The organism is Microbulbifer salipaludis (assembly GCF_017303155.1).
Taxonomy (GTDB): domain Bacteria; phylum Pseudomonadota; class Gammaproteobacteria; order Pseudomonadales; family Cellvibrionaceae; genus Microbulbifer; species Microbulbifer salipaludis.
In genome coordinates, this window is sequence record NZ_JAEKJR010000002.1 from 1,088,538 (window position 1) to 1,114,632 (window position 26,095).

Here is a 26,095-nt window from a genome sequence, read left to right on the forward strand (position 1 = left end):
CCTTCCTTTCCAGCTGACTAAGGCCAGTTTAGACGGCCTGGAAAAGTGTGACGCGCGTTCAGGCTAAATTTGCTGTACGGAAAAGCCGGCTTGTTCCAGATACTCCGTGACAGACTTGGCGCCTACGAGGTGCCCGGCACCGACAACCACAAAAAGGGTGTTGTGACGCTCGCTGAATTCCTGGATTTTTTTCGCCATCTCACGGTTGCGTTGATAAAACAGCAGTTCAAAGAGAGGGGCGTACTCCGGGTTCTCTGCCAGTCCCTCGCGGATGACCAGGTCATAAATGTCACTTTGTTCGCCTTTTTTCCATGCCCGGGTCAGGCGTGGCACAAAACGATCCATGTCAGAGACCTGTTCGAGGGTCTGCTTCAGATACAGCTCCGGGTTTTCGAGGCTGTTTAGCATTTCGATTTGTTGCAGCACGCTTTCCAGCTCGAGGATCCTGGCGTTGTCGCGGTGGGCCTGGCTGAGAAAATGCCGGTCGATACCGGCCTTGGGATCCAGCCCGCGCGCCTGCATTTCGATCAGGCTGAGGGTAATCATGGCGATGGCGGGGCGCATACGATTGAAATTCGCTTCGGGAATCCGCCGCTTCTTTAGCCACTGCTGAAGCTGGGCATACACCTCCGCTGAAATATGGTCTTTTAACTGCTCTCCCGGTGGGTAAAGGGATTCGAGCATGACTTTCTGTTGCAGCAGTGGATCGGACTCCATGGCGAGCACGTCGGCCTCCACCACCAGCACGTCGCTCTCCCGGTAGGCCTGTTCGATCGTCTCTCGCAGTGGATAAAAGCTCTCATCAGCCAGGTGGATAGAGCCGAGCAGGTACACCGTTTTCTTCTCTTTTGTCGCCTCCAGTAATAAACCCCGGTCATTGGCCGCGAAGGCCGTATTCACCGCGAGCAGTAAAACTAGCCCGAAACAGGCAATACACCGGTGTGGCCAACCGCGTGTGACAGCGCGCGAGCCCTGTGCCGGGAGTGGGAGGGGGATGCGCATAGGGGCCTCGCAGTGTTCTTTGATGGGTTTGTCGGGTGCAATCTCGATGAGATCATGGCAAAAATTCTACAGGATTCCGCAGCAATTGTGATTTGCATCGCCATTGTGAAAATTGTGCGTTGTGGCGCAGAAATCACCTGTACAATCATGGCACTTCATCAATGGATGTACCGCAAGCCACACCGGCGGTTGGGATAAAAACACCCCCGGGGTTGCGGCGAATGAGCGAGGGCTTGTCAGATATGCGGATTGTTCAACTGGTGCCCACAATGGATGCGGGGGAACTCGCGCAGGAGGCGTTGGAGTTTGCGCAGGAGCTGTCCCGGCAGGGGCTGGACTCGGTGGTAATTTCTTCCGGCGGTCCGCAGGTTTCTCGTCTGACCTTGCACAAATGCCAGCATTTCGAATTGCCGCTGCATCCGTCAAAACTGTTCAATGGCGTTTTGCAGCGGAAACTGCGCCGGTTAGTCGAATCGCTGCGGCCCGATATTCTATTGTGCCGTGGCCCCCAGTGTGCCTGGCATGGTGTGCGGGTCTTGAAGCGGCTCAAGCCGCAACAGCGACCGCGCCTGGTGACCAGTGTGCACCAGTGGCCGGTTAATGGCTTGCTGCGTGGGCGGCGCGCCAATCCGGCGCTGCTGCAGGGTGAGCTGGTGCTGGCGGCGTCAGACTCTCTCGGGCAGCACGTTGTGCGTCGCTATGGTGTAAAAAGTGCCAAAGATGCCAAAGCTGCCAGAGCACAACAGCCCGCCACTCCCTCTGTCGCGGAGCCGGTGCGCACCCTGTACCGCGGGGTAAACACCCGCGAGCTGGATAAAAATGCACCGGTATCCGGACACTGGCACCACCGACTGTTGAATGACTTTCCTCAATTGGAGGGACGCAACTGGCTGTTGCTGCCCGGAGCCATCGGCCCGGGAAGAGGGCAGGAGCAGTTCCTCGACGTGCTGGCGGCACTCAAGCCTGAGCGGCCGGATATTTTTGGCCTGATTGTGGGCGGCGTGGTGCCGGGGCAGGAGAAGTTTGCGCGCGCCCTGGAGCATCGTGCCGAGTCCATGGGGCTTGGGGAGCATGTAGTGTTTCTTGGAGAGCGCCGCGACATGCGTGAACTGTACGCCAGCGCGCGGATTACCTTCGATCTCGTGGGTGACCGCGGCAAGGTTGCGCCTTCCAGTGGTCGCACAGTGGCGGAGTCACTGGCCATGGGATGTCCGGCAATTGCGGCCGGTGGCACAGGTGCAGAGCTACTGCAGCGGTGTTTTCCCCAGGGGGTTGTGATGCCGCGGGAAGGGGAGAACGCGTTTGCCGGCGCAACGGTGGACCGTCTCGTTGAGGTCGCCAAAGCAGTACTCGAACGGCCGCGGCCCATCGAATTTGCGGGATTCAGTCTTGCGGAAACGACGTCTTGCGCGGTGCGCTGGTTCCACGAGCTTCAGGCGGGGCGTTAAAAGCGGGTGTGCCAGTTTAACGAGGCAAAATCGAACCCCGGGTTGGGGGTGTTGGTATAGCCGTTGGAGAAGTGGCTGTAGCGCAGGGAAATCGTATGGCCACTTTGCAGGGTGTAGCCCCCGGCAAAGTGCAGGGAAAAATTCAGGTTGGTCGAAAGGTCGATAGCGCCGAAGCTGCGTTCGGTCAGGTAGGCGGCACCGACACCCACTTCGCCAAATAGCCCCTCGGCCTCCCGGCGGGGGTACCAGCGCAGTACGGGCTTCAACTCCCAGATATGCTGCTTCTGATCTTTTCCCCGATAATCGCGCCACATGTAGCTGTAGCTGACCTGCGCCCACCACTGCAGATGGTGATTGCCCGGGTAATCGTAAAATTGATAGGACCAGTTGGCGCCGACCATATCGGAACCGGCGATGGATTTCTGCTGAATCAGTGCGCTGCCCAGCCCCTTGCCGCCGCTCAGGATCAGCTCATGGGCGCCTTCCTTCAGCCAGCCCTCCGCAATCGCGGTGGGTGCAGCAGCGGTGCCGATTGTGAAGCACAGGGGAAGCAGGCACTTGAGTCGTGCAGCGGTTACGCGGGGTAAAGGCATAATGCAGTCGCCAGTTATCGCTATTAGAGGCTGGTCAATGCAAGATTAGTCGGATTTGTGGCGAAGGCAAGCCGGGCAGCGATGTGCCCGGCTGGCGCAGGTGGTGCCCTGTCAGGGCAGGTGGTTCATCGCCATTGGCGTTTCAGCTGCCTGAGGGCGTCGGAGTGCAGCTGCCGCGCGCGTTCCTGGCTGAGTCCCAGTTGCTCGCCGATAACCCGAAACGAGCAGTCGCGGTCCGAGATCAGCCCGTAACGCAGGCTCAGCACCGTGCGTTGCCGTGGCGGCAGCCTGGCCACGGCATCCCTGAGCCGTTGTGCCAGCTCCTGATTCGATACCAGCTCGTCGGTATTGAACAGCTCGTTGGCCGGCGCGTAGTCGAGCCGTGTGCTGTTCTGGTCGTCGGAGATGGGATCGTCCAGCGAGCCGGTTGGGCCGGGTAGCTTCAGCAGGCTTTGAACCCGCTCCAGATCGAGTCCGGTCTGCTTGGCAATATTGTCATCGGACGCTGGCAGCCCTTCCGCCCGCACCTGGTTGATGGCGCGGTATATATTCCTCAGGTCGTCCTGCACATTGGCCGGTTGGCGAACCATGTCGTCGTTGCGGCGCAGCGTGAGCTGGATCTCCTGTTGAATCCACCAGTAGGCGTAGGTGGAAAAGCGGTAGCCCATCTGCGGTTTGAAGCGCTCGATGGCCTTCATCAGGCCCACGTTGCCTTCCTGAATCAAATCGATAAATGGCACCGATGGGTTTCGGAAGCGCTTGGCGATCGCGATAACCAAACGCAGATTGCACTGAATCAGCTTCTTGCGCTGTGCCTTGAAGCGCTTCATCAGGTTTTGCAGGGAGCTGCGGTCGCGCTGAGAGATCTTGCCGGTTTCCAGTAGTTCGTTTGCCTTGGCAATGATCAGCCCGTGGTCGTAGGCCCCGGTGCTGCCGCGCTGCTCCACACCTTCACTGCGCAGATCCACCAGGGTGATTCCGCGCTTTTGCAGCAGGGCAATAATCTTGTCCTCCAGTTCTCGCAGGAGGCAAGTGGTGGTGTGCTCATCTTCCGGGGTGAGGAGGTCGAGTCGGTACAGATGCTTGAGGTAATTCTGCATCGGCGTGCTGACATTTTCCGCCAGTGAGTCACTGGACGAAGCCTCCTCTTCAGGTACCTCCGTGCGAGCCTGTATGGGTTGCTCGGGGTCTTCCTGTGAGAAGTTTTCCCCGGTCAGATTGTTGCTATTTTCCTTCAGCCATTCGTCATCCCTGGAGTTGATATTTACTCGGGACAAAGTCTGAACCTTATGCTTGTGGCAGTGCGGTGTCGTCGCTCGACCGCCTGCCTGCCGTTGAATCACCGGCGTTGTCCTTTCGCAGGATCGAGGCATGGCGTGCAAATTGCCATGTGAACAAGTTGACTATAGATGATGGTTGAACAGCGCGCCCGCAAAAGACCGACTCACGGGTTTTTTGTCGTCTACGGGCGTAGAAGAGCGAAAAACAAGGGCAATTTTAGGTTGAAATGGCGCTAGAAGGATCCGTGTCAGAGGCTGCGGTTATAACCGGAGAGGGATGGTTATAACCGGCCTGGATCTGGTGGTAGTGGATGGGGGCAACGATAGGATCGTGGTTTATTTCACCCGTTTCACACGCAGCGAGCGCCCACCGGTGGTTTTGCGCATAAAAAATGAACCCAGCGCGCCGCGCTCCAGGGTGATCTGCTCACCGCCACGCCAGATGCTGCGGGAGCTATCGGTCTGGCGCCACACCTGGCCGTTGTCCAGGGTAAAGATGAATTTACCATGGGCGCCTTCCTGGACGGTGGTAATGGTGGCGGTAATCGACTCCGGTGCGTTTTCGATGACCTGCTTTTGTTCCTGGCCGAACTGCTGCTCCGCATGTTGCTTTAAACTGCCCGAGAGCTTGTCGTAACAGGCGAGACGTTTGTTATCGTCGCTGAACTGGCTGCACTGCTGCAACTGTTCCGCGAGGGTTGTGGCCGAGGTTGGCAGCGCCAGGGCAGCGAGCAGGGCAAGCGATGCCGCGCGTGCGATACGCAGGCCTGTCCGAGACCGTAAGGGCGAAGCTGGGAGGGTGGTTTTTCTCATAATGTCAGTTCCGGTCGGTGAGTCCTCAAATTTTGCCCCACAAGCAAGCGTCACACAATTCAAATTGAGTTACTGGTCACATTCCCCGTGCGTGCAGCGTGGAAGAATGTCCGTGCTAGTGCATTGCAGAATAATCATCAAACATAACGATAAAACAACACACTGTCAGGGGTTGGAAATGAAGAAACTTGTAATTCCCGCCATTGCCATCGCTGCGATTGGCGGCTACCTGTACTACACCAATCTGGATAACGCCGCACCCGAGGCGGTGACAGCAGAGGAGTCTATTGCGGAAGCGGTGGAGTCTGCTGTAGCCGAGGCAAAGGAAACTGGTGCTAAGGTGGCGGACTCCACGGAGGCCATGATGGCGTCTGTGGAAGGCGATGTATTCGCGGATGTGCCGGAAGCCATGGGCGACGCAATGGACGAAACGACCGAAGCCGCTGAGGCCTCTGTCGACGATGTGGAAGATGCGGTGGACGAGGCGGTGGACGAAATCGACCACGCCGATGAGTAAATGCTGATCGCTCTATGTCCGCGGGCCGCGCATGGACTTTGACGCGAATCAGTCAGCGCGTGGCCCAGACCATCTGTAACGCGTCAAAAAATACCCGGAGAACCCGGGTATTTTTTTGCCGCCTTATCCGCTTTTTTATCCGCGTTATCCCCGGCCCAAGTTCTGCAGGGCACGCCGTAGAAAACCGTCGGCCTTGTCCAGCTCCGCTTCTGCCTCGGCTTGTTCCAGCCCACTCAGGATCATCATGATGGCAAGTTTGGCATTGTGATCGCAACGCGCCAGGACCTGGTCGGCCTCTTCGTAGTTCACCCCGGTTGCCTCCATCACTATCCGGCGGGTTCGATCGACCAGCTTCTGGTTTGTTGCTTTTACATCGACCATCAGGTTGTAAAAGCTTTTGCCGGTGCGAATCATGCTGGCGGTAGTGATCATATTCAGCACCAGCTTTTGTGCGGTGCCCGCCTTCATGCGCGTTGAGCCAGTGAGTACCTCGGGGCCGACCTCGGGGAGTATCGCAATATCCGCGTCTTCTGCGATGGTCGCCGATTTATTGCAGGCCAGCGCCACCGTTGTACAGCCCAGGCTGCGGGCGTAGCGCAGGCCGCCGGTGACGTAAGGCGTGCGGCCGCTGGCGGCGATGCCGACGACCACGTCATGGGGCTGTAATGCAATTTCCCGCAAGTCTGCTTCCCCCAGCTGCGGATCATCTTCCGCGCCTTCCTGTGCTCGGTGCACAGCGGCTTCGCCACCGGCGATCAGTGGAATCACCATGCCTTCGGGCACGCCGTAGGTGGGCGGGCATTCCACGGCGTCCAGCAAGCCGATACGGCCGCTGGTACCGGCGCCCATGTAGATCAGGCGCCCGCCGGATTTGAACGCGGCGACAACGGCATCCACGGCGCGGGCGATCTCAGGCAGAACCTGACGCACCACCGCGGGTACCCCGCTGTCCGCGTCGTTGATCTTTTCCAGTATGCCAAGGGTGGGGAGCAGGTCGATATCCTGCGTATCCGGATTGCGGGATTCGCTGGCCAGGGCACCGAGTTCGTTGGTGAGTGACGTTTTCATATCCCCCTCGCCAGTCGGTCGTGCTGTGAAAGCCGCTGTGATGTCCAGGGCGCGGCAGTGTGGCGCAGCGTAGCTTGATACAGCGTGACGCATAGCCGGCCTCGGAAAGTGTAATCAGGGGGGCGGTATACCACCACCTGGCTCCCCAGCGGGGGCAGGCGGCGGTCAGGGGCAGGCGGCGGTCAGGGGGAGGTGGGGTAGAGCGGGGCCGCGACGGAGTGCGCGCTCAGCCCTGCGCGTTGAACTGCTTGCCGTTCACACCGATGCTGTCGTCGCCCATCAGGTACAGGTAGGTGGGCATGATGTCTTCTGGCGCAGCGACGGTCTGCGGGTCTTCCGCCGGGTAGGCGGCCGCGCGCATATTGGTGCGTGTGGCGCCCGGATTGATGCTGTTGGCGCGGATATTGGAAACGCCTTCTACCTCGTCGGCGAGTACCTGCATCATGCCTTCGGTGGCAAACTTGGAGACCGAGTAGGCGCCCCAGTAGGCGCGCCCTTTGAGGCCCACGCCGGAGCCGGTAAAAATCACCGATGCTGCCTTGGATTGCTCCAGCAGTGGCATCATCGCCTTGGTCAGGCCGAAGGCGGCGTTGACGTTGATCTGCATTACCTGCTGCCAGGTGGCGTAATGGTAATTTGCAATGGGAGTGCGCTGGCCCAGCACACCTGCATTGTGCAGCAGGCCGTCGAGGCGACCGAATTCCTGATCGACCCCTTGCGCCAGGTATTCCAGCTCTTCCCATTTCACGCTGGTCAGGTCTACCGGCAGGATTGCTGGCTTGGCACCGCCGGCGGATTCAATTTCGTCGTAGACCGCTTCCAGTTTGGGTACGGTGCGCCCCAGCAAGATGACCGTGGCACCGTGGGCTGCGTAGGTTTTGGCGGCGACCCGGCCAATACCGTCGCCGGCGCCGGTGACGAGAATGATTTTATCGTTGAGTAGGTCCGCCGGTGCGGCGTAGTCGGTGATGGTTTCAGACATCAGTAGTCGAGCTCGTTTCAGTGGTCGTGGTTGCGGGTGTGGTTGCGGGTGTGGATCAGCCGGGAGCTGCCTACGTATTTTTCAGGTATTGCTGCTGCAGCAGCGGCCAGATTTCGCTGGCGTCATGAATGAGGTGGTCGGCATTCCAGTTGGCCGGGTCGTCATCACTGTCGATGTAGCCATAGCTACAGGCGATGGTGGGCATGCCGGCCGCGCGCCCGGCCATGATATCGCGCTCATGATCACCCACGTATACGGCTTCGCCGGGGGCGCAACCGATGCGGCTGCAGGCGAGCAAAATGGGCTCGGGGTCGGGTTTGCGATGGGTGACATCATCGGGGCAGATGACGGCGCCGGGTGTCGGCAGGTGCGCAAACGCCTGCAACAGTGGAATGGTGTAGGCCGATGGCTTGTTGGTGACCACACCCCAGGCAATGCTGTGCTCCGCCAGTTGATTCAAAAGCGTCTCGATCCCGGGGAAGGGCACGGTGTGTTTGGCCAGGTGCATCAGGTACAGATCGAGCAGGCGCTGACGCAATTCGTCGAACCCGGCCTCGCCTTCGTCGACGCCAAAGCCGAGGCGGACCATGGCGCGAGCGCCATTGGAGACCACCTCGCGAATGGTGGCATCGGCCAGGGGGGTCAGTTTTTCTTGCTGGCGCAGCTGATTGAGCACCACCACGAAGTCCGGGGCGGTGTCGAACAGAGTGCCGTCGAGGTCGAAGAGTACAGCTTTCATCAATAGGAACTTCTGGCGTTATTCTGCAGGTCGAGTGGTGTGCATCAGGTAATTGACGTCGACGTCCCTCGGGTTGAGTTTGTACTGCTTGGTGAGGGGATTGTAGGTCATACCGGTGATGTCGCGGGTGCGCAGGTCGGCCTGGCGCACCCAGCCGCCAAGCTCCGACGGGCGAATGAATTTTCCGTATTCGTGGGTGCCCTTGGGCAGCAGGCGCAGCACGTATTCGGCCCCAACCACGGCAAACAGCCAGCCTTTGGGCGTGCGGTTGATGGTGGAGAAGAACACGTGGCCACCGGGTTTGACCAGTTTGGCGCAGGCGCGGATGACAGAGGCCGGGTCGGGTACGTGTTCGAGCATCTCCAGGCAGGTGATGATGTCGAAGCTGGCGGGTTGTTTTTCCGCCAGCTCCTCGACCGGAACGCGCAGGTAGTCGATCTGCACGCCGCTTTCCAGCGCATGCAGCTTGGCGACATTCAACGGCGCTTCACCCAGGTCGATGCCGGTCACGTGGGCACCGCGTTGCGCCATGGCTTCCGCCAGAATACCGCCGCCGCAGCCCACGTCCAGCAGGGTTTTGCCGGCTACGGGGGCGCGCTGGTCAATATAGTTGGCGCGTAGGGGGTTGATCTCGTGCAGGGGTTTGAATTCACCCTGCTGGTCCCACCAGCGGCTGGCCAGTTGTTCAAATTTGGCGATTTCCGCCGGATCTACGTTGGTCATTTGGGCCTTGTCATGGTTGTGGGGTCCGTTTTGCCCACCTGCACTGGCGCCGTCGCTCCCGGTAACCGTTTCCGGGACACGCCGTGAACCCATCCATGGGGGCTCGGCTGCGGCCGTCCTGGCCGCAGACGGTCCCGGAAACGGTTACCGGGAGCGCCAGCTTCAATTCTTGGTGTCTAACTTCGTTATCAGCCTAGCTCGTGCGACCGGCGATTCTATCACGCCAGCTCGCAGCTCGTTGCTTCAGTTCTTCTTCGTTAAGGGTCGCGAGTTTCCGGTCCTTCAAAAGCTGCTTGCCAGCGACCCACACATTGCGCACGTGGTGGCCATTGGTGGTGTAAATCAGCTGCGACAGCGGGTCGTGCAGTGGTTGCTGCTCGAGCGCGCTGAGGTCGATGGCGCAGAGGTCTGCTGCCTTGCCCACTTCGAGGCTGCCGGTAACGTCATCCAGCCCGAGAGCGCGGGCGCCGTTTATCGTGGCCATGGCCAGGGCCTGGTGAGCGGGCAGGGCGTCCGCCTGGCCAGCGACGGCCTTGGCCAGCAGGGCGGCGGTATTGGTCTCTGCCAGCATGTCCTGGCCATTGTTGCTGGCGGCACCATCGGTGCCGATGGACACGTTGACGCCCGCGTCCAGCAGTTTTGCCACCGGGCTGAAACCGGAAGCAAGCTTGAGGTTGGAGCGTGGACAGTGACTGACATGTGCGCCGGTGGTTTGCAGCAGGGCGATATCGCTGTCGTCCAGAGCGGTCATGTGGACACAGAGGAATTGTGGCGATAGCAGTCCGAGGTTGTGCAGCCGCTGTATGGGGCGCACGCCGGTTTCGGCGATTGCTTTGTCGACTTCGCCGGCCGTCTCGTGCAGGTGCATTTGCACCGACATCCCCAGTTCGTCGGCGTAGATGGCGATTTTCCGGAGGGTCTCGTCGCCCACGGTGTAGGGGGCGTGGGGCGCAAAAGCGAGGCCGATGCGGCTGTGGGAGCGGTAGTCGTCGCGTATTGCCAGGCCTTTTTCCAGGGCGTCGTCGCCGTTTCTGGACCAGTTGTTCGGGAAATCGATCACCGGGAAGGCGATCTGGGCACGCATACCGGTGTCGCGGGCGACTGCGGCGGTGGCCTCGGGGAAGAAGTACTGGTCAGAAAACGTGGTGGTGCCGCTGCGCAGCATTTCCGCCATCGCCAGGCGGGTACCATCGGCGACAAACTCGGGGCTGACCCATTGCTGCTCCATCGGCCAGATGTGCTTCTCCAGCCAGGTCATCAGGGGTTTGTCATCGGCATAACCGCGCAACAGGGTCATGGCGGCGTGGTTGTGGGTGTTAATCAGGCCGGGGATCAGCAGTTGATCACCCAGTTGGTGCTCTTCTCTCGCCGCGAAGCGCAGGCGGGCCTCGGTGCTGGGGAGGATGGCGGTGATGGTGCCATCGTTAATGGCCAGTGAGCAGTGTTCATACACGCGCTTTTCCGGCACCACCGGGATTATCCAGCGTGCGTGAATCAGGGTGTCTACGGATTGTTTTTTGTTCGATTTTTGAGCGGTGTCGCTGGAATTGGGGGTGTCCATTGTGTGTTTTTTGTTCCGAAGCAAAGCCGCAGACTTTAGCGGCGCATGGCGCCGTGAACAAGTCCGCACAAGTCGTCCTACGCGGCGCCAGTTGTGGTAGAATCGCCCGCTTGTTTGGGGCTGTGACCAGTGAGCCCTACCTGTTTCCCGGCCTTTGGCTACAGCGCTCGTTAGTGGGCGTGTCACCAGGGGTGAAGAGGGGCCAGCCCTTGCTGGCGGCGTTAACGATAAGGAATGCCTGAAATATGGGCGAAATAGCCAAAGAAATTTCTCCGATCAATATCGAAGAAGAGCTGAAGCAGTCCTATCTCGACTATGCGATGAGCGTGATTGTGGGCCGTGCGTTGCCGGATGTGCGCGACGGACTCAAGCCGGTACACCGTCGTGTGCTTTTCGCCATGAACGAACTCAAGAACGACTGGAACAAGCCCTACAAAAAGTCTGCCCGTGTGGTGGGTGATGTGATCGGTAAGTACCACCCGCACGGTGACAGTGCGGTATACGACACCATCGTGCGTATGGCCCAGCCGTTCTCCCTGCGCTATATGCTGGTGGACGGTCAGGGTAACTTCGGTTCCATCGACGGCGATAGCGCCGCCGCCATGCGTTACACCGAAATCCGTATGGACAAGCTCGCGCACGAGCTGCTGTCGGATTTGGATAAAGAAACGGTCAACTTCGTCGACAACTACGATGGCTCCGAGCAGATGCCGGAAGTGCTGCCATCGCGGGTACCGAACCTGCTGGTCAACGGCTCCTCTGGTATTGCCGTGGGCATGGCCACCAATATCCCGCCGCACAATATGACGGAAGTGGTGCGCGGCTGCCTGGCGCTGATCGATAACAGCGAGCTGTCGATTGACGAGCTGATGGAATACATCCCCGGCCCGGATTTCCCCACCGGGGCGATCATCAATGGTCGCGCTGGTATTCTCATGGCCTACCGTACCGGTCGCGGGCGGATCTATATCCGGGCCAAGGCAGAAGTGCTGCGCGATGACAAAACCAATCGCGAAACCATCGTTATCCATGAAATTCCTTACCAGCTGAACAAGGCGCGACTGATCGAGCGCATTGCCGAGCTGGTAAAAGAGAAGAAAATCGAAGGTATTTCCGAGCTGCGCGACGAGTCCGATAAAGACGGCTTGCGCGTGGTAATCGAGTTGAAGCGCGGTGAGCTGGGTGATGTGGTTCTGAACAACCTCTACGCCCAGACTCAGCTGGAGAGCGTGTTCGGCATCAACATGGTGGCGCTGGTGGATGGCCAGCCCAAGCTGTTGAACCTGAAGCAGCTGCTGGAATACTTCATTCGTCACCGTCAGGAAGTGGTGACCCGCCGCACCGTGTTCCTGCTGCGCAAAGCGCGCGAGCGTGGGCATATTCTGGAAGGCCTGGCGATTGCCATCTCCAACATCGACCCGGTGATCGAGCTGATCAAGGCGTCTGCGACCCCCGCCGAGGCCCGTGAAGCGCTGCTGGCCAAGGGCTGGCCCGTGGGTGAGGTGGAGCAGTTCCTGGAGCGTGCGGGTGCCGATGCTTGTCGTCCGGACGACCTGCCGAAAGAATTCGGGCTGCGCGACGGCGCCTACTACCTGTCTCCGGCCCAGGCCCAGGCGATCCTCGAGCTGCGCCTGCACCGTCTTACCGGCATGGAGCACGATAAGCTGCTGGCGGAATACAGTGAGCGCCTGGAGCAGATCGCTGAGTACCTGGAAATTCTCGGCAGCCCGGAACGCCTGATGCAGGTGATCCGCGAAGAGCTGGAAGTACTGGAAAAAGAGTACGGCGATGAGCGTCGCACCGATATCGTGGCTTCCCGTCAGGACCTTTCCGTCGAAGACCTGATCACCCCGGAAGACAAGGTAGTTACCATCTCCCACGGTGGTTACGCCAAGAGCCAGCCGCTGGCCGACTACCAGGCCCAGCGCCGTGGCGGCATGGGCAAATCGGCCACCCAGGTAAAAGACGAAGACTTCGTCGAGCACCTACTGATTGCCAACTCGCACGACACCATTCTTTGCTTCTCCAACAAGGGCAAGGTGTACTGGCTGAAGGTGTATGAAGTGCCGACTGCCGGTCGCGCTTCCCGTGGTCGCCCAATGGTGAATATGTTGCCGTTGGAAGAGGATGAGCGCATCAGCAGCCTGATGCCGGTGTCCGAGTACGATGAAGACCACTTTATTTTCTTCGCTACCGCCAACGGTACGGTGAAGAAAACCCCGCTCACAGCGTTCTCCCGTCCGCGCAGCGTTGGCTTGCGTGCGATCGAGCTGGAAGAAGGGGATCGCCTGGTGGCAACCGCGATTACCGACGGCAGCCGCGATGTGCTGCTGTTGACCAGCGCCGGCAAGGCGGCCCGCTTTGCGGAAGAGAATGTGCGCTCCATGGGGCGTGTGTCGCGCGGTGTGCGCGGTATTCGCATGGCCGATGATGTGTACGTGATCGCCATGGTTATCCCGGAAGAGGGTGGCTCGGTGATGATGGTCACCGAAAAGGGGTACGGCAAACGTACCGACACCGCAGATTTCCCCACCAAGGGCCGTGGTACCCAGGGCGTGATTGCCATTGCCGAAAGCGAGCGCAATGGTTCGCTGGTCGGGGCCTGTCAGGTGCATCCCGGGGAGGAAATCATGCTGATTTCTGATCAGGGAACCCTGGTGCGGACGCGGGTTGATGAGGTCTCTGTGCTCGGGCGCAACACCCAGGGGGTTCGCGTGATCCGCTTGAAGGAGAACGAGAAGCTGGTAGGGCTGGCGCGCATTCAGGAAACCGAGGATCCCGAGGGTGAAGACGGTGAAGCGACCGCAGATGGCGCTGTCGAGGAGTAACGTCTGAACGCTCTTTAGCTCAAAAAAGGCTGCGAATTATCGCGGCCTTTTTTGACTTTGCGGCGGTCTGGTGAGCGGTTGGCGAAAGATCTGTAATCGAGAGGAGGAGAAACGAGGTTCGTGTATCTCGCCTTTCTGGATTGTGCCAAAGATTTCATCCGGCTACCTAAAAACCGTGGTATTGAATCGAAAGTTGTTTTCTCTGTGGAAGTGAATCAATGAGAAAGTTTAATTTCTGTGCGGGACCGGCGGCGCTACCCGAACCGGTACTGCGCCAGGCGCAGGAAGAGTTGCTGGACTGGCAGGGTGTGGGTTGCTCGGTGATGGAGGTAAGCCACCGCTCGCCCGAGTTCACCACGGTGGCGGAAGAGGCGGAGCAGGACCTCAGGGACCTGCTGCGCATTCCCGACAATTACAGGGTGCTGTTCCTGCAGGGTGGTGCCACCGGTCAGTTCAGTGCCATTCCCTGGAACCTTTTGGGTGGCGAGCGCAAAAGCGCGGACTATATCCACACCGGTCAGTGGGCAGAAAAAGCCATCAAGGAAGCGCGCCGTTACGGCACGGTGAATATTGTTGCTTCCTCCGAAGACCGGAACTTCTCCTATGCCCCGGCGGCGGATGCCTGGCAAGAGAGCCCGGATGCGGCATATTTTCACTACACGCCGAATGAAACCATCGGCGGAGTGGAGTTTCCCTACATTCCGGAAGTGCGTAGCCCGCTGGTTGCGGATATGTCTTCGACCATCCTGTCGCAACCCATCCCGGTCGATAAATTTGGCTTTATTTATGCGGGGGCCCAGAAAAACATTGGTCCGTCCGGTATTGCGGTGGGCATCGTGCGTGACGACCTGCTGGATCAGGCGCTGCCGAATATTCCGCGCAGCCTGAGCTGGAAGGTGGCTGCCGACGGCCAGTCGATGGATAACACACCGCCCACTTTCGCCTGGTACCTGTCTGGCCTGGTGTTCAAATGGCTGAAGGCCCAGGGTGGGGTCGAAGCGATGGCGGCACTGAGCCTGCAAAAGTCCCGGCTGCTGTACGATTTTCTCGATCGCAGTGATTTCTATTCGAGCCCCGTGGCGGTGGACAGCCGCTCGCGCATGAATGTTCCGTTTGTGTTGGCGGATGACAGCTTGGACAAGCGGTTCCTGAAAGAATCGGAAGAAGCGGGGCTGCTGGCACTCAAAGGGCACCGTTCCGTGGGTGGGATGCGCGCTTCTCTCTACAACGCGGTTCCGCTCGAGGCCGTGGAAGCGCTGGTCGCCTTTATGGCGGATTTTGAGCGTCGCAATGGATAACCCCTCAGCGATTGGGGGCTGAGTTACGAATTTAGGCGAGAGTTATGTCTGAAGAAAAACCGAAGCAGGATGAACGCCTGCTGGCGCTGCGCGATCGTATCGATAATCTCGATAGCGATATTGCACGGCTGATTTCCGAGCGTGCTAACTGTGCACTGGAAGTGGCGGAAGTCAAAAAAAGTAACGGGGAGCAGGCACAGTATTACCGCCCCGAGCGTGAGGCACAGGTGCTCCGTCGCGCAATGGAGCGCAATCCGGGGCCGCTGACCAATGAAGAAATGGCGCGGCTGTTTCGCGAGATCATGTCCGCCTGCCTCGCACTGGAAGAGCCGGTGAAAGTGGCTTATCTGGGGCCTGAAGGTACCTTTACACAGCAGGCTGCCCTCAAGCACTTCGGTCACTCAGCGGTTTCCAAGCCGCTGGCGGCGATCGATGAGGTGTTCCGTGAAGTGGAGGCTGGTGCGGTCAATTATGGCGTGGTGCCGGTGGAGAACTCCACCGAGGGCGTGGTCAATCACACCCTGGATAATTTCATGACCTCCAACCTGCAGATCTGCGGGGAGGTGGAATTGCGGATTCACCAGCACCTGATGATTTCCGACATCACTCGCGAAGATTCTATTACGCGTATTTATTCCCACGCCCAGAGCCTGGCGCAATGCCGCAAGTGGCTGGATTCCTATTACCCGAATGTGGAGCGTGTGGCGGTCGCCAGCAATGCGGAAGCGGCCAAGCGCGTGAAGGGAGAGTGGAACGCGGCGGCCATCGCCGGCGATATGGCCGCGGAGTTGTACGGTCTGAAAGTCCTCAATGAAAAAATTGAAGACCGGCCGGATAATTCCACGCGCTTCCTGATTATCGGCTCGCAAGCGGTTCCCGCCAGTGGTGACGACAAGACCTCCCTGATGGTTTCCATGCGTAATGAGCCCGGTGCGTTGCACGACTTGTTGGTGCCGTTCCAGACTCACAAAATCGACCTGACCCGGGTTGAGACACGCCCTGCCCAGACTGGCAACTGGACGTACGTTTTCTTCATCGATTTTGTCGGCCATCGCGACAGCGAAAATGTTGCCGCCGCGCTGCAGGACGTCGGCGCCTGTGCATCGGATATGAAAGTGCTGGGATCCTACCCGCGCGGAGTTTTGTAAATGGTGCAGGCAGGGACAGGCAGCGGGCAGGAGGCCTCGGAACCCCTGATAGGGCGTTTGGTGATTGTCGGTATTGGCTTGATCGGCGGGAGTCTCGCGCTTGGTCTCAAGGCCGCCAGTGGCTGCCGTGAGGTGATCGGTGTGGCACGCCGCGCGCAAACCTGTAATCAGGCGGTCGCGCTGGGCGTTGTCGATCGGGCGGTAACGGATATTGGTGAAATTGTCGGGGAGCTGGAGGTGGGGGATGTCGTCTTCGTCGCTGTCCCGACCCTCGCCGTAGAGTCGATATTTTCGCAGCTCAAGGATCGTCTGCCAGCGGGTGTCACCTTGACCGATGGCGCCAGCGTCAAAGGTAGCGTGATCGCTGCGGCAAGAAATGTCTGGGGGCAAGTTCCCGAGTTTCTGGTGCCCGGCCACCCGATTGCCGGGTCCGAGCAGAGTGGTGTGACTGCGGCCAGGGATGACCTGTATATCGCACACCGTATTATCCTGACACCGGATGAAAACACTGGCCTCGCACATACCCGACGCATCCAGGGAATGTGGGAGGCCGTGGGTGCGGAAGTGCTGAGCATGCCCGTGGCCGAGCACGACGAAGTGCTCGCGGCGACCAGCCATCTGCCTCACGTGATTGCCTACGGCCTCGTGGATACCCTGGCGCACGATGCGGAAAACGAGAATATCTTTCGCTATGCCGCTGGCGGCTTCCGCGACTTTACCCGAATCGCCTCCAGTGACCCCGTCATGTGGCGAGACATCATGCTCGCCAATCGCGATGCGATCCTGAAGTCCATCGACCTCTACACTTCCAACCTGGATTCACTGCGCAATGCCATTGCCAGCGGCGACAGTGAGCACCTGATGGGAGTCTTTACCCGTGCCAAGGCAGCGCGGGATCACTTCACTACAATGCTGGCCAAAAAAGCGTATACGGAAACTATGCAAGCAAAGGAAGTAACTTTTGTCGCCCAGCCGGGTGGCTCGGTAAACGGCGACCTGCGGGTGCCCGGTGATAAATCCATGTCGCACCGCTCAATCATGCTGGGCTCACTGGCAGAGGGTGTCACCGAAGTGGAAGGGTTTCTGGAAGGTGAGGACGCGCTGGCGACCCTGCAATCCTTTCGCGATATGGGGGTGGTGATTGAAGGGCCGGTGAATGGTCGGGTCACGATCCACGGTGTCGGCCTGCACGGCCTGCAGGCACCACCTGGCCCGCTCTACGTTGGCAATTCCGGTACCTCCATGCGTCTGTTGGCGGGCCTGCTCGCCGGTCAGCAATTCGATACGGTACTCACCGGGGATGAATCCCTGTCCAAACGTCCGATGAATCGCGTTGCCAACCCGTTGCGGGAGATGGGTGCAGTGGTGGAAACCGGTGAAGAAGGCCGTCCACCGCTCAAGATCAAAGGCGGCAATTCACTGAAGGCCATTGATTACGCGCTGCCAATGGCCAGTGCCCAGGTGAAATCCTGCGTATTGCTGGCCGGCCTTTATGCCGATGGTGAAACCAGCACGACAGAGCCTGCCCCCACGCGCGATCACACCGAGCGTATGCTGTCCGGCTTTGGCTACGAGGTATTGCGGGACGGGCCGCGCGCGAGCCTGAAAGGTGGCGGCAAGCTGACGGCCTGCCAGATTGACGTGCCAGCCGATATTTCCTCGGCCACGTTCTTTATGGTGGCGGCTTCCATTGCTCCGGGTTCCGATGTCCTGTTGCAGCACGTGGGAATCAACCCGACGCGCGATGGCGCCATCAATATCCTGCGCGCGATGGGGGCAGACATTACCCTGGAGAACCGGCGCGAGGTGGGTGGTGAGCCAGTGGCGGACATTCGCGTGCGTTACGCACCGCTGAAGGGGATCAATATCCCGGAAGATCAGGTGCCCCTGGCCATTGATGAGTTCCCGGCAATCTTCGTTGCCGCCTCCTGTGCGGAAGGTAAAACGGTCCTGACCGGCGCTGAAGAGCTACGGGTAAAGGAAAGCGATCGCATCCAGGCCATGGCCGACGGCCTGCAGATTCTGGGGGTCGATGCAGAGCCGACTGCGGACGGTATCGTCATTCAAGGCAAGGGCGGTAACAGTGACGGCGCCGTCTTTGGTGGCGGCGTTGTGGACAGTCTTGGTGATCATCGTATCGCCATGTCCTTTGCGGTGGCAGCCCTGCGCGCCAGCGCTGACATTCAGATCCTTCACTGTGCCAATGTAGCGACGTCGTTCCCGAACTTTGCCGAACTGGCGACCGGTGCGGGAATGAAACTGGTGGTGCGCTGAGCGCGCTACCATCCTATACAGGCTACCCAAACACAACGAACGCAAGCAGTACCAATTAGTAATGATTCAAGCAATGAACAAGCCCCCGGTAGTTACCATCGATGGGCCAAGTGGTTCCGGCAAGGGCACCATCGCCAAGTTGCTGGCGGACCGGCTGGGCTATGCCCTGCTCGATTCCGGGGCGCTTTACCGGCTGACAGCGCTGGCGGCGCTCAATGCGGCGGTGAGCCTGGAAGATGAAGCCAGACTGGCAGAGATTGCCAGCAATCTGGATATCCGCTTTGCGATTGCTGGTGGTGAAGTGGCTGCGATGCTGGAAGGGCAGGACGTCAGCCGGGATATCCGCATGGAGCGGGTGAGTATGGCGGCCTCAAAGGTGGCGGCTGTGCCTGCAGTGCGTGAGGCACTTTTGCAGCGTCAGCGGGACTTCCGCGCCGCCCCCGGGCTGGTGGCCGACGGGCGCGACATGGGCACAACGGTGTTCCCTGACGCGCCGGTCAAGATCTTCCTCACGGCCAGCGCGGAAGAGCGCGCCCGCCGCCGCTTCGATCAGTTGCAGGGGAGGGGGGTTTCTGTTAGCCTCCGCGACCTGCTGGAGGACATCCGCGCCCGGGACGACCGGGATATGAACCGCGCAGCCTCCCCGCTGGCCCCGGCCGAAGACGCCGTGGTGCTGGACAGTACGAACATCGATATCGATGGTGTTCTGCAAAAAGTGCTCGAACTGGTACAAAAACGCATCAGTTGAGCCAGACTGGAAGCAATTTTTCCAGTAATCAGATTTTTAACAACAACGGCCGGGATCAGCCAGAATCGCCCGGCCGTTGTTGTAATCCGACCCGCGTACTGGCAGCGCGGTGGGATCTCTACTGGCGGCTAACTAGACTCTAAAGTTGCTATCGGTAGGATCCATTTATATAGGTAATGTAATGAGCGAGAGCTTTGCTGAACTATTTGAAGAGAGCCTGAAAAGCGTCGAAATGGCACCGGGCGCCATCGTCACCGGTGTTGTCATCGACGTTGATAAAGACTGGGTAACCGTACACGCGGGCCTGAAGTCTGAAGGCGTTATCCCTGCGGACCAGTTCAAGAACGACAAGGGTGAAGTGGAACTGCAGGTGGGCGACGAAGTACAGGTTGCCCTGGAAGCGGTAGAAGACGGTTTCGGTGAAACCCGTCTGTCCCGTGAAAAAGCCAAGCGCGCTGAAGCCTGGAAAATCCTCGACGCTGCACACGCTGCAGACGAAGTGGTTAAAGGTGTTATCAGCGGCAAGGTTAAAGGTGGCTTTACTGTTGACGTTGCCAACATCCGCGCATTCCTGCCGGGTTCTCTGGTAGACGTTCGTCCGGTTCGCGACACTGCGCACCTGGAAGGCAAAGAGCTCGACTTCAAAGTGATCAAGCTGGACGCCAAGCGCAACAACGTTGTTGTTTCCCGCCGCGCGGTGATGGAAGCAGCCAACAGCGAAGAGCGTGAAGCCCTGCTGGCCAGCCTGCAAGAAGGCATGGCGATCAAAGGTATCGTGAAGAACCTGACCGACTACGGCGCGTTCGTAGACCTGGGCGGTATCGACGGCCTGCTGCACATCACCGACATGGCTTGGAAGCGCATCAAGCACCCGAGCGAGATCGTGAACGTTGGCGACGAAATCGAAGTAAAAGTACTGAAGTTCGACCGCGAGCGCAGCCGTGTATCCCTGGGCCTGAAGCAGCTGGGCGAAGATCCTTGGGTCTCCATCAAGCAGCGTTACCCGGAAAACAGCCGCGTGAAGGCTGTGATCACCAACCTGACCGACTACGGCTGCTTCGCCGAGCTGGAAGAAGGTGTGGAAGGTCTGGTACACGTTTCCGAAATGGATTGGACCAACAAGAACATTCATCCGTCCAAAGTTGTCAATGTTGGCGACGAGGTCGAAGTAATGATTCTGGATATCGACGAAGAGCGTCGTCGTATCTCCCTGGGTATCAAGCAGTGCCAGGAAAACCCTTGGGATGCCTTCGCGCGTAAATTCGCTAAAGGCGACAAGATCTCCGGTAAGATCAAGTCCATCACTGACTTCGGTATCTTCATCGGTCTGGACGGCAGCATCGACGGTCTGGTTCACCTGTCCGACATCTCCTGGAACGAAGCTGGCGAAGACGCCGTGCGCAAGTTCAAGAAAGGTGACGAGCTGGAAACCGTTATCCTGGGTATCGACTCCGACCGTGAGCGTATCTCCCTGGGTATCAAGCAGCTGGAATCCGATCCCTTCTCTGACTACGTGGCCAACAACGATCGCGGCAGCATCGTAATGGGCACCATCAAAGAAGTTGATGCCAAGCAAGCCATCATCACCCTGGCGGACGAAGTGGAAGGCGTACTGCGCGCTTCCGAAATCAGCCGCGACAAGGTTGAAGATGCTCGCAATGCCCTGAAAGAAGGCGAAGAGATTGAGACCAAGATCACCAGCGTGGATCGCAAGAACCGCGTGATCAGCCTCTCCATCAAAGCCAAGGATCAGGACGACGAGAAGCAGGCCATCAAGGATCACAGCAAGAAGCAGGCTGAACAGGTTCAGCCGGCGACTATCGGTGACCTGATCAAGGCGCAAATGAATAACAAGGACTGATAAGTTCTTGTTATTAATGGCCTCAATTCAATGAGTTGAGGCTATGCGAAAGCCGGACTGGGGTTGCCCAGTCCGGCTTTCTATTAGATGATTGCCGCTATTCGAGAATAATCAATGACTTAGAAAGGATTGCGGACCGCATGACCAAGTCTGAACTGATCGAGAAGATTGCTCTGAGGTTGGATCAGCTGCCGGTAAAGGATGTGGAGCTGGCGGTAAAAGTCATGCTGGACACCATGTCAGGTGTGCTGGCGGAAGGAGAGCGGATCGAAATCCGGGGTTTTGGCAGTTTTTCCCTGCACTACCGCGCGCCGAGAACCGGCCGCAACCCTAAAACCGGTGATTCCGTTGAGCTGGCGGGCAAATATGTGCCTCACTTCAAACCGGGGAAAGAACTCAGGGACAGAGTAAATCAGCAAATGTACCGCGACGCGTATGAAGACGCATAAGTGTCGGCTGAATATCGGGTTGTTTGTGCTGAGCTGATGGCAGTGGGCTAACACTGTAACGGACTTAACGATTTTTCACTCCTTCCGGAGCCGGAGGTTTACTTGTCATTTCTGCGCTGGATATCGCGATTGTTGTTTGGGGTGCTGGCATTGGTTTGCATCGCCCTGGGTGTGTACTTTGCGGTCGATAACCCCGAAAGTATTACGCCGCGCTTCGCCGGGTATGATTTGTTTCCGGGTAGTGTCGGCTTCTGGCTGATCGGCTTCCTGCTCATCGGTGCCTTGCTGGGGTTTCTGGCCAGTCTGCTGCCTTACTGGACCGAGCGGCGACGGGTAAAGGGGCTGGAACGTCAGCTGTTGCGGACCGAACGCGAACTCCACACGGTGCGCCGCCAGGTTGCCGGAGAATGAGTTGAGCGACCTGACGTTTTTCATTTTCATTTTTGCCGCCATCGGCATCGGCTGGTACCTCGGTCGTAAGAGTGGCAAAAAAAAAGGTGCTAAAAATAACCAGCACCAGGCGCTCGCGCAATCCTATGCGCAGGGCCTCAATTACCTTCTCAGTGAGCGCCACAACGACGCCATCGAAAAATTTATCGATGCGTTGGAGGTCAGCAGCGCTACCTTCGAGACCCACCTGGCCCTTGGCAACCTGCTGCGCAAGCGCGGCGAGCACGATCAGGCCATCCGGGTGCATCAAAACCTGCTTGCGCGTCCGAGCCTGAATCGTATCAGTCAGCAAAAGGCACAGCTGGAACTGGCCCGGGACTATATTGCGGCCGGCTGGCTGGATCGTGCCGAGCGTTTACTGCAGGAGCTGGTCGAAACGTCCTCCGAATTACGCAGTACCAGTCTCGAATACCTGGTAGAGGTCTATCGGGATGAGCGGGAGTGGGCCAAGGCGATTCACGCGGTCAATCTGTTGCATGGGCGCCGCTTTAAACGTCTCCCAGAAGAGTGGGCGCCGGTACAGGCGCATTTTTGCTGCGAACTGGCAGAAGAAGCCATCAATGGCAAAGATTACCTCAGCGCGCGCAAGCATATTGATGCGGCGTTGGGTTACGAGCGCTATTCGGTGCGTGCCAACCTGCTGCTCGGCCGTCTGGAGTACTTGCTTGGCCACTGCAAGGAGGCGATCAAGGTTCTGGAGCGTATTCCGCGTCAGAGCCCGGATTATATTCCGGAAATTCTTGAATTATTGATTACCTGTTACGAGGCGCTGGGTGACGAGAATGGTCTGGTGGCCTACCTTGAGCGCCTGCTCAGGGAACACCCTTCAAACAGTGTTCTCATTGCGCTGACCGAGCGCATTCACCAGCAGCAAAGCGAAGCCGATGCTGCGGCCTTTATCGGCAAACAACTGGCGATTCGGCCATCCTTGCGCGGGCTCGGGCATTTTCTGGACCTGCATGTTGATAGTACCCAGGGGCGTGCCCGGGAAAATCTGTTTCTCCTTAAGAATCTGATTGATCAGTTGATCGCCAGTCGTCCCCACTACCGTTGTAATAGCTGCGGATTTTCCGGTAATCAGATGCACTGGCTTTGTCCCAGCTGCAAGCGGTGGGACAGCGTGCGTTCCGTTAAGGGGATCGAAGGCGAGTAATTGCCGCTTGTGTACGCTACCGTTTCTTATCTTGTTCAATTTTGAGGTGTTCATTGACTGACTCTGTATCTTCCCCGGTAATCGTGGCGCTGGATTACGATACGGCTGAGGCAGCCCTGGCAATGGCTGCGCAGCTGGATCCAGCGGTGTGTCGTGTCAAAGTGGGCAAGGAACTGTTTACCATTGCAGGGCCGGATCTGGTGCGCAGCTTGGTGCAATCCGGTTTTCAGGTGTTCCTGGATCTGAAATTCCACGACATCCCCAATACGGTCGCCGCTGCGGTGCGTGCGGCAGCCAACCTCGGTGTGTGGATGGTCAATGTGCATGCCAGTGGCGGGGAGCGGATGATGCGCGCTGCCGCAGATGCGCTGGCCCCTCTCGGCGTAAACCGTCCACTACTGATTGGGGTGACCGTACTGACCAGCACCGCGGAGGATGAGTTGGCCCCCGTGGGTGTGAACAGGCCACTGAAGGAGCAGGTGGTGGCGCTGGCCGAACTGGCGAAAGTCAGTGGGCTGGACGGCGTAGTATGTTCGGCGCAGGAAGCGGAAGCGCTAAAAGCAGCATGTGGTTCTGAGTTCAAGCTGGTAACACCGGGCATCCGACCGGCCGGCGCGGACGCTGGCGACCAGCGCAGAATTGTCACTCCGGTAGATGCATTGCGTAATGGGTCCGATTACCTGGTGATTGGCCGCCCCATTACTGCAGCGGAAGATCCGGCCTCTGCACTGAAGGCTATTGTGCGCGATATTGAAAAGCCGTCTGCATAATACGTGCGTGCCAGTTTGTGACTGGCTGTATGTGTGTGTAATGGCGTGTAACGGCAGATCGCTTAAATTCAGGGAAATAACTGGTAAAGTCGCACGCGCATGGGGAGGTTTGTGGTCCCACGGAGTGAAGACTACCTGTTAACCAATAAAAGGATTTTGCCATGAATTTTTTTCGATTCCCGCTCACTGCACTGTTTGCCGTTTTTCTGTTACTGGCTAATGCTCAGTTGGCCAGCGCAGACGACGTGGTCACGCAGGAGCAGGTTCAGGTAAACCTGAATACGGCGAGCGCGGAGGAGTTGTCTGCCTCGCTGGAGGGTGTCGGTCCCGCAAAGGCGGAGCTGATCGTGAAGTACCGAGAGTCTATCGGTGAGTTTTCCAGCGTAGACCAGCTACTTGAGGTCAAGGGTATCGGAGTGGCCACGCTGGAAAAGAACAAGGATCGTATTCAGCTGTAGGTATTTGAAAAGGCAGCGCTTCGGCGTTGTCTTTTTTTGATGGGGCGCGCGCAATACGTGCCTGAGAATTGAGAGGTCAAGAATCGCAAGATGCGCTGGGTGATAATTGGAAGTTCGGGCTATATAGGCTCGGCGTTGTGCCGATATCTGGTAAAGGCCGGAGCATCTGTGCTGTCCGTTTCCCGTCGCGCGTCTGGCCCGTCCCACTGTGATCACCACCAAAACACCGCCTTTGATGCAGCTTCGTTCACCGGTCTGTTTGAGTCCGGCGACATTGTGGTGTATGCGGCGGGTTTGGCGTCGCCGCGCGATTGCTATCGCAGGCCCGAACTCGCGCACCGCCTGAATTGCGCCTTGCCGGAAGCGTTACTGAAACTGGCGGAGGCTGCAGGAGTGGAGCAGTTTTTGTACCTGTCCAGCATCAAGGCAGTAAAGGCCCCCGAGGGAGAGGTAATTACGGAAGAGGGCGGTGTGCCGGCAACGGATCCATATGGGGCCAGCAAGTGGCATGCAGAACGGTTGCTGCTCGCCCATGCCGGCAAAACCCGTGTCAACGTGTTGCGCCCCGCGGCCGTTTATGGAGATTGCAGTGGCGCTTCCGCTGATTCACCCACTACTGGTACTTTGCCGCCCAAGCGTGCGATCTCGATGAGGTCCCGGGTTCGCGCCTGGTGCTCGCTGTTGCCAATTGTTCCGGCGACTGGCTACCGCAGTGTCGTGGCGTTGGAAGATCTGCTCGCAGCGATCTGGGCGGTGGGCCGATCGGAGTGTCGCGGTGAAATCTTTGTCATCGCCGAGCCAGGGTATTACAACCTGGCGCTGATTGGTGCAGCCGCCAGCGGGCGGCGGGTAATAAGTAGCCAGCTGTTTGCGGATCTGCTTCTGTTCCCATTTAAGGCTCTGTCAATTTGCGGTTTTAGGACGGGTGTTCTTGATCTGCAGCGGAGCGAGATTTATAGTGCGCAGCGCCTGAAAAGGCGGCTCAACTGGCAGCCGCTACAGCGATACGATCAATTCCTGGGGGAGGGTTAGATGAGCGGACTCCTCGGGAGCTGGTTGGTACCAATAATTGTGGGATTTGCCGTCACCACATCCGTTTTGTGGTTGTTGCTGACGCGCCTCGGCCAGTTGGCGCTGGATACGCCTAACCATCGCTCCCTGCATGAAGCCCCGGTGCCGCGCACTGGTGGTTGGGCCGTGATTGCCGGTGTGGCCGTCGGGTTGTTGGTTGGGCCGCTATCCATTTCGCCGCCGATCGGTTTGGCGTTTATTGCGCTGTTTTCGATCTCTCTGTTCGACGATCTCCGCCCCCTGAATGCCCGAAGCCGGTTTGCTGTCCATAGTCTATCCGTCATGCTGGTGTTGTATGGCCTGTCCCCTGAGTTGGCGCATTTTTTGCTGTGGATTCCTCTGATAATCGGGGGCATCTGGACGATCAACCTGTACAACTTTATGGACGGGATGGACGGCTTCGCAGGAAGCATGACGGCGATTGGTTTTGCCGCACTGGGGTTGATCAGTTTCTGGAATGGCGCCTTTGAGCTGGCGGGTGTCTGTTGGCTGCTGGCTTCCTGTAGTGCTGCTTTTTTGTACTACAATTGGCCGCAGGCGCGAATTTTCCTTGGGGATGCAGGATCGACCATTCTTGGGCTATCGGCTTTTGCCATTGGTCTCAGCGGCTGGCAGCAGGGGGCGTTCCACTGGGTGGCACCACTGTTGATTTTTTGTCCATTCTGGCTGGATGCAACGGCCACGCTGATACTGCGGGTGGTGAGAGGGGAGCGCTGGTGGGAGGCGCATCGCCAGCACGTTTATCAGAAAATGGCTTTGAAATACGGTGTAAAGACGTCGCTGTTTATCGAGTTGGTCGTGATGCTGGGCACGTCATTGCTGACGGTATTTCTGGTAATATCCGGGTTGCTGTGAAGGCCT

The 26,095-nt window shown here is 58.5% G+C and carries 24 protein-coding genes; 15 read left to right on the top strand and 9 right to left on the bottom strand.

Annotated features, from left to right (window positions below):
- Nucleotides 1-63 precede the first annotated feature (63 nt).
- Nucleotides 64-900 carry a TraB/GumN family protein gene (locus tag JF535_RS10275; protein ID WP_340674162.1) on the bottom strand — a complete coding sequence of 279 codons (837 nt, stop codon included), beginning with the start codon at nt 898-900 and terminating at the stop codon, nt 64-66.
- Between the two features lie 344 nt (nt 901-1,244).
- Between JF535_RS10275 and JF535_RS10280 the strand changes: the two genes are divergently transcribed.
- Complete coding sequence (locus tag JF535_RS10280) at nt 1,245-2,450, top strand: glycosyltransferase (RefSeq protein WP_207001823.1); 1,206 nt, start codon at nt 1,245-1,247, stop codon at nt 2,448-2,450.
- Here the strand turns inward: JF535_RS10280 and JF535_RS10285 are convergent.
- From JF535_RS10285 to JF535_RS10295, 3 genes are all read right to left on the bottom strand, one after another.
- On the bottom strand, nt 2,447-3,043 hold the full coding sequence (locus JF535_RS10285) for an acyloxyacyl hydrolase (protein ID WP_207001825.1): 597 nt from the start codon (nt 3,041-3,043) through the stop codon (nt 2,447-2,449). The genes JF535_RS10280 and JF535_RS10285 overlap by 4 nt on opposite strands.
- Before the next feature lie 125 nt (nt 3,044-3,168).
- Nucleotides 3,169-4,320, bottom strand: coding sequence for a sigma-70 family RNA polymerase sigma factor (locus JF535_RS10290; protein WP_066965083.1), 1,152 nt, complete (start codon nt 4,318-4,320; stop codon nt 3,169-3,171).
- A 339-nt stretch (nt 4,321-4,659) separates the two neighbouring features.
- Entirely contained in the window at nt 4,660-5,136 is a 477-nt protein-coding gene (locus JF535_RS10295; RefSeq protein WP_207001827.1) for a hypothetical protein, read from the bottom strand.
- Nucleotides 5,137-5,314: 178 nt separating this feature from the next.
- On the opposite strand from JF535_RS10295, the gene JF535_RS10300 reads away from it, so the two are divergent.
- Nucleotides 5,315-5,653, top strand: coding sequence for a hypothetical protein (locus JF535_RS10300; RefSeq protein ID WP_207001829.1), 339 nt, complete (start codon nt 5,315-5,317; stop codon nt 5,651-5,653).
- A 144-nt stretch (nt 5,654-5,797) separates the two neighbouring features.
- Here JF535_RS10300 and murQ read toward each other — a convergent pair whose 3' ends face one another.
- The 5 genes from murQ to JF535_RS10325 form a co-directional block, all read right to left on the bottom strand.
- On the bottom strand, nt 5,798-6,721 hold the full coding sequence (murQ, locus tag JF535_RS10305; protein WP_207001831.1) for an N-acetylmuramic acid 6-phosphate etherase: 924 nt from the start codon (nt 6,719-6,721) through the stop codon (nt 5,798-5,800).
- Between the two features lie 226 nt (nt 6,722-6,947).
- Nucleotides 6,948-7,703, bottom strand: coding sequence for a YciK family oxidoreductase (locus tag JF535_RS10310; RefSeq protein WP_066965071.1), 756 nt, complete (start codon nt 7,701-7,703; stop codon nt 6,948-6,950).
- 70 nt (nt 7,704-7,773) lie between these two features.
- On the bottom strand, nt 7,774-8,442 hold the full coding sequence (locus JF535_RS10315; protein ID WP_066965068.1) for an HAD family hydrolase: 669 nt from the start codon (nt 8,440-8,442) through the stop codon (nt 7,774-7,776).
- 18 nt (nt 8,443-8,460) lie between these two features.
- Nucleotides 8,461-9,165: a bifunctional 2-polyprenyl-6-hydroxyphenol methylase/3-demethylubiquinol 3-O-methyltransferase UbiG gene (gene ubiG, locus JF535_RS10320; protein WP_066968001.1), complete on the bottom strand. Its 705-nt coding sequence runs from the start codon at nt 9,163-9,165 to the stop codon at nt 8,461-8,463.
- A 193-nt stretch (nt 9,166-9,358) separates the two neighbouring features.
- The gene (locus JF535_RS10325) at nt 9,359-10,726 is read right to left on the bottom strand and encodes a TRZ/ATZ family hydrolase (protein ID WP_207001833.1); all 1,368 of its coding nucleotides are present in this window, start codon (nt 10,724-10,726) and stop codon (nt 9,359-9,361) included.
- 245 nt (nt 10,727-10,971) lie between these two features.
- On the opposite strand from JF535_RS10325, the gene gyrA reads away from it, so the two are divergent.
- The 13 genes from gyrA to JF535_RS10390 all read left to right on the top strand — a co-directional run bounded on the left by gyrA (nt 10,972) and on the right by JF535_RS10390 (nt 26,089).
- Nucleotides 10,972-13,554, top strand: a complete 2,583-nt coding sequence (gene gyrA / locus JF535_RS10330; protein ID WP_066965063.1) for a DNA gyrase subunit A — start codon at nt 10,972-10,974, stop codon at nt 13,552-13,554.
- A 218-nt stretch (nt 13,555-13,772) separates the two neighbouring features.
- Entirely contained in the window at nt 13,773-14,852 is a 1,080-nt protein-coding gene (serC, locus tag JF535_RS10335) for a 3-phosphoserine/phosphohydroxythreonine transaminase (RefSeq protein ID WP_207001835.1), read from the top strand.
- A gap of 44 nt (nt 14,853-14,896) precedes the next feature.
- Entirely contained in the window at nt 14,897-16,000 is a 1,104-nt protein-coding gene (pheA, locus tag JF535_RS10340; RefSeq protein ID WP_207001837.1) for a prephenate dehydratase, read from the top strand.
- Nucleotides 16,001-18,274 carry a bifunctional prephenate dehydrogenase/3-phosphoshikimate 1-carboxyvinyltransferase gene (locus JF535_RS10345; protein ID WP_207001838.1) on the top strand — a complete coding sequence of 758 codons (2,274 nt, stop codon included), beginning with the start codon at nt 16,001-16,003 and terminating at the stop codon, nt 18,272-18,274.
- Nucleotides 18,275-18,347: 73 nt separating this feature from the next.
- A complete protein-coding gene (gene cmk, locus JF535_RS10350; protein ID WP_207001840.1) occupies nt 18,348-19,022 on the top strand; it encodes a (d)CMP kinase in 675 nt (224 codons plus the stop codon).
- Between the two features lie 181 nt (nt 19,023-19,203).
- Entirely contained in the window at nt 19,204-20,883 is a 1,680-nt protein-coding gene (gene rpsA, locus JF535_RS10355; RefSeq protein ID WP_066965049.1) for a 30S ribosomal protein S1, read from the top strand.
- Between the two features lie 140 nt (nt 20,884-21,023).
- Complete coding sequence (gene ihfB, locus JF535_RS10360) at nt 21,024-21,332, top strand: integration host factor subunit beta (RefSeq protein WP_207001841.1); 309 nt, start codon at nt 21,024-21,026, stop codon at nt 21,330-21,332.
- Between the two features lie 102 nt (nt 21,333-21,434).
- Nucleotides 21,435-21,743: a lipopolysaccharide assembly protein LapA domain-containing protein gene (locus JF535_RS10365; RefSeq protein WP_227718230.1), complete on the top strand. Its 309-nt coding sequence runs from the start codon at nt 21,435-21,437 to the stop codon at nt 21,741-21,743.
- A 1-nt stretch (nt 21,744) separates the two neighbouring features.
- A complete protein-coding gene (lapB, locus tag JF535_RS10370) occupies nt 21,745-22,935 on the top strand; it encodes a lipopolysaccharide assembly protein LapB (RefSeq protein WP_207001842.1) in 1,191 nt (396 codons plus the stop codon).
- A 53-nt stretch (nt 22,936-22,988) separates the two neighbouring features.
- Nucleotides 22,989-23,705, top strand: a complete 717-nt coding sequence (gene pyrF / locus JF535_RS10375; protein ID WP_207001843.1) for an orotidine-5'-phosphate decarboxylase — start codon at nt 22,989-22,991, stop codon at nt 23,703-23,705.
- Between the two features lie 161 nt (nt 23,706-23,866).
- The gene (locus JF535_RS10380) at nt 23,867-24,163 is read left to right on the top strand and encodes a ComEA family DNA-binding protein (protein WP_207001844.1); all 297 of its coding nucleotides are present in this window, start codon (nt 23,867-23,869) and stop codon (nt 24,161-24,163) included.
- A gap of 90 nt (nt 24,164-24,253) precedes the next feature.
- Entirely contained in the window at nt 24,254-25,195 is a 942-nt protein-coding gene (locus JF535_RS10385) for an NAD-dependent epimerase/dehydratase family protein (protein WP_207001845.1), read from the top strand.
- Entirely contained in the window at nt 25,196-26,089 is an 894-nt protein-coding gene (locus JF535_RS10390; RefSeq protein ID WP_207001846.1) for an MraY family glycosyltransferase, read from the top strand.
- Nucleotides 26,090-26,095 lie beyond the last annotated feature (6 nt).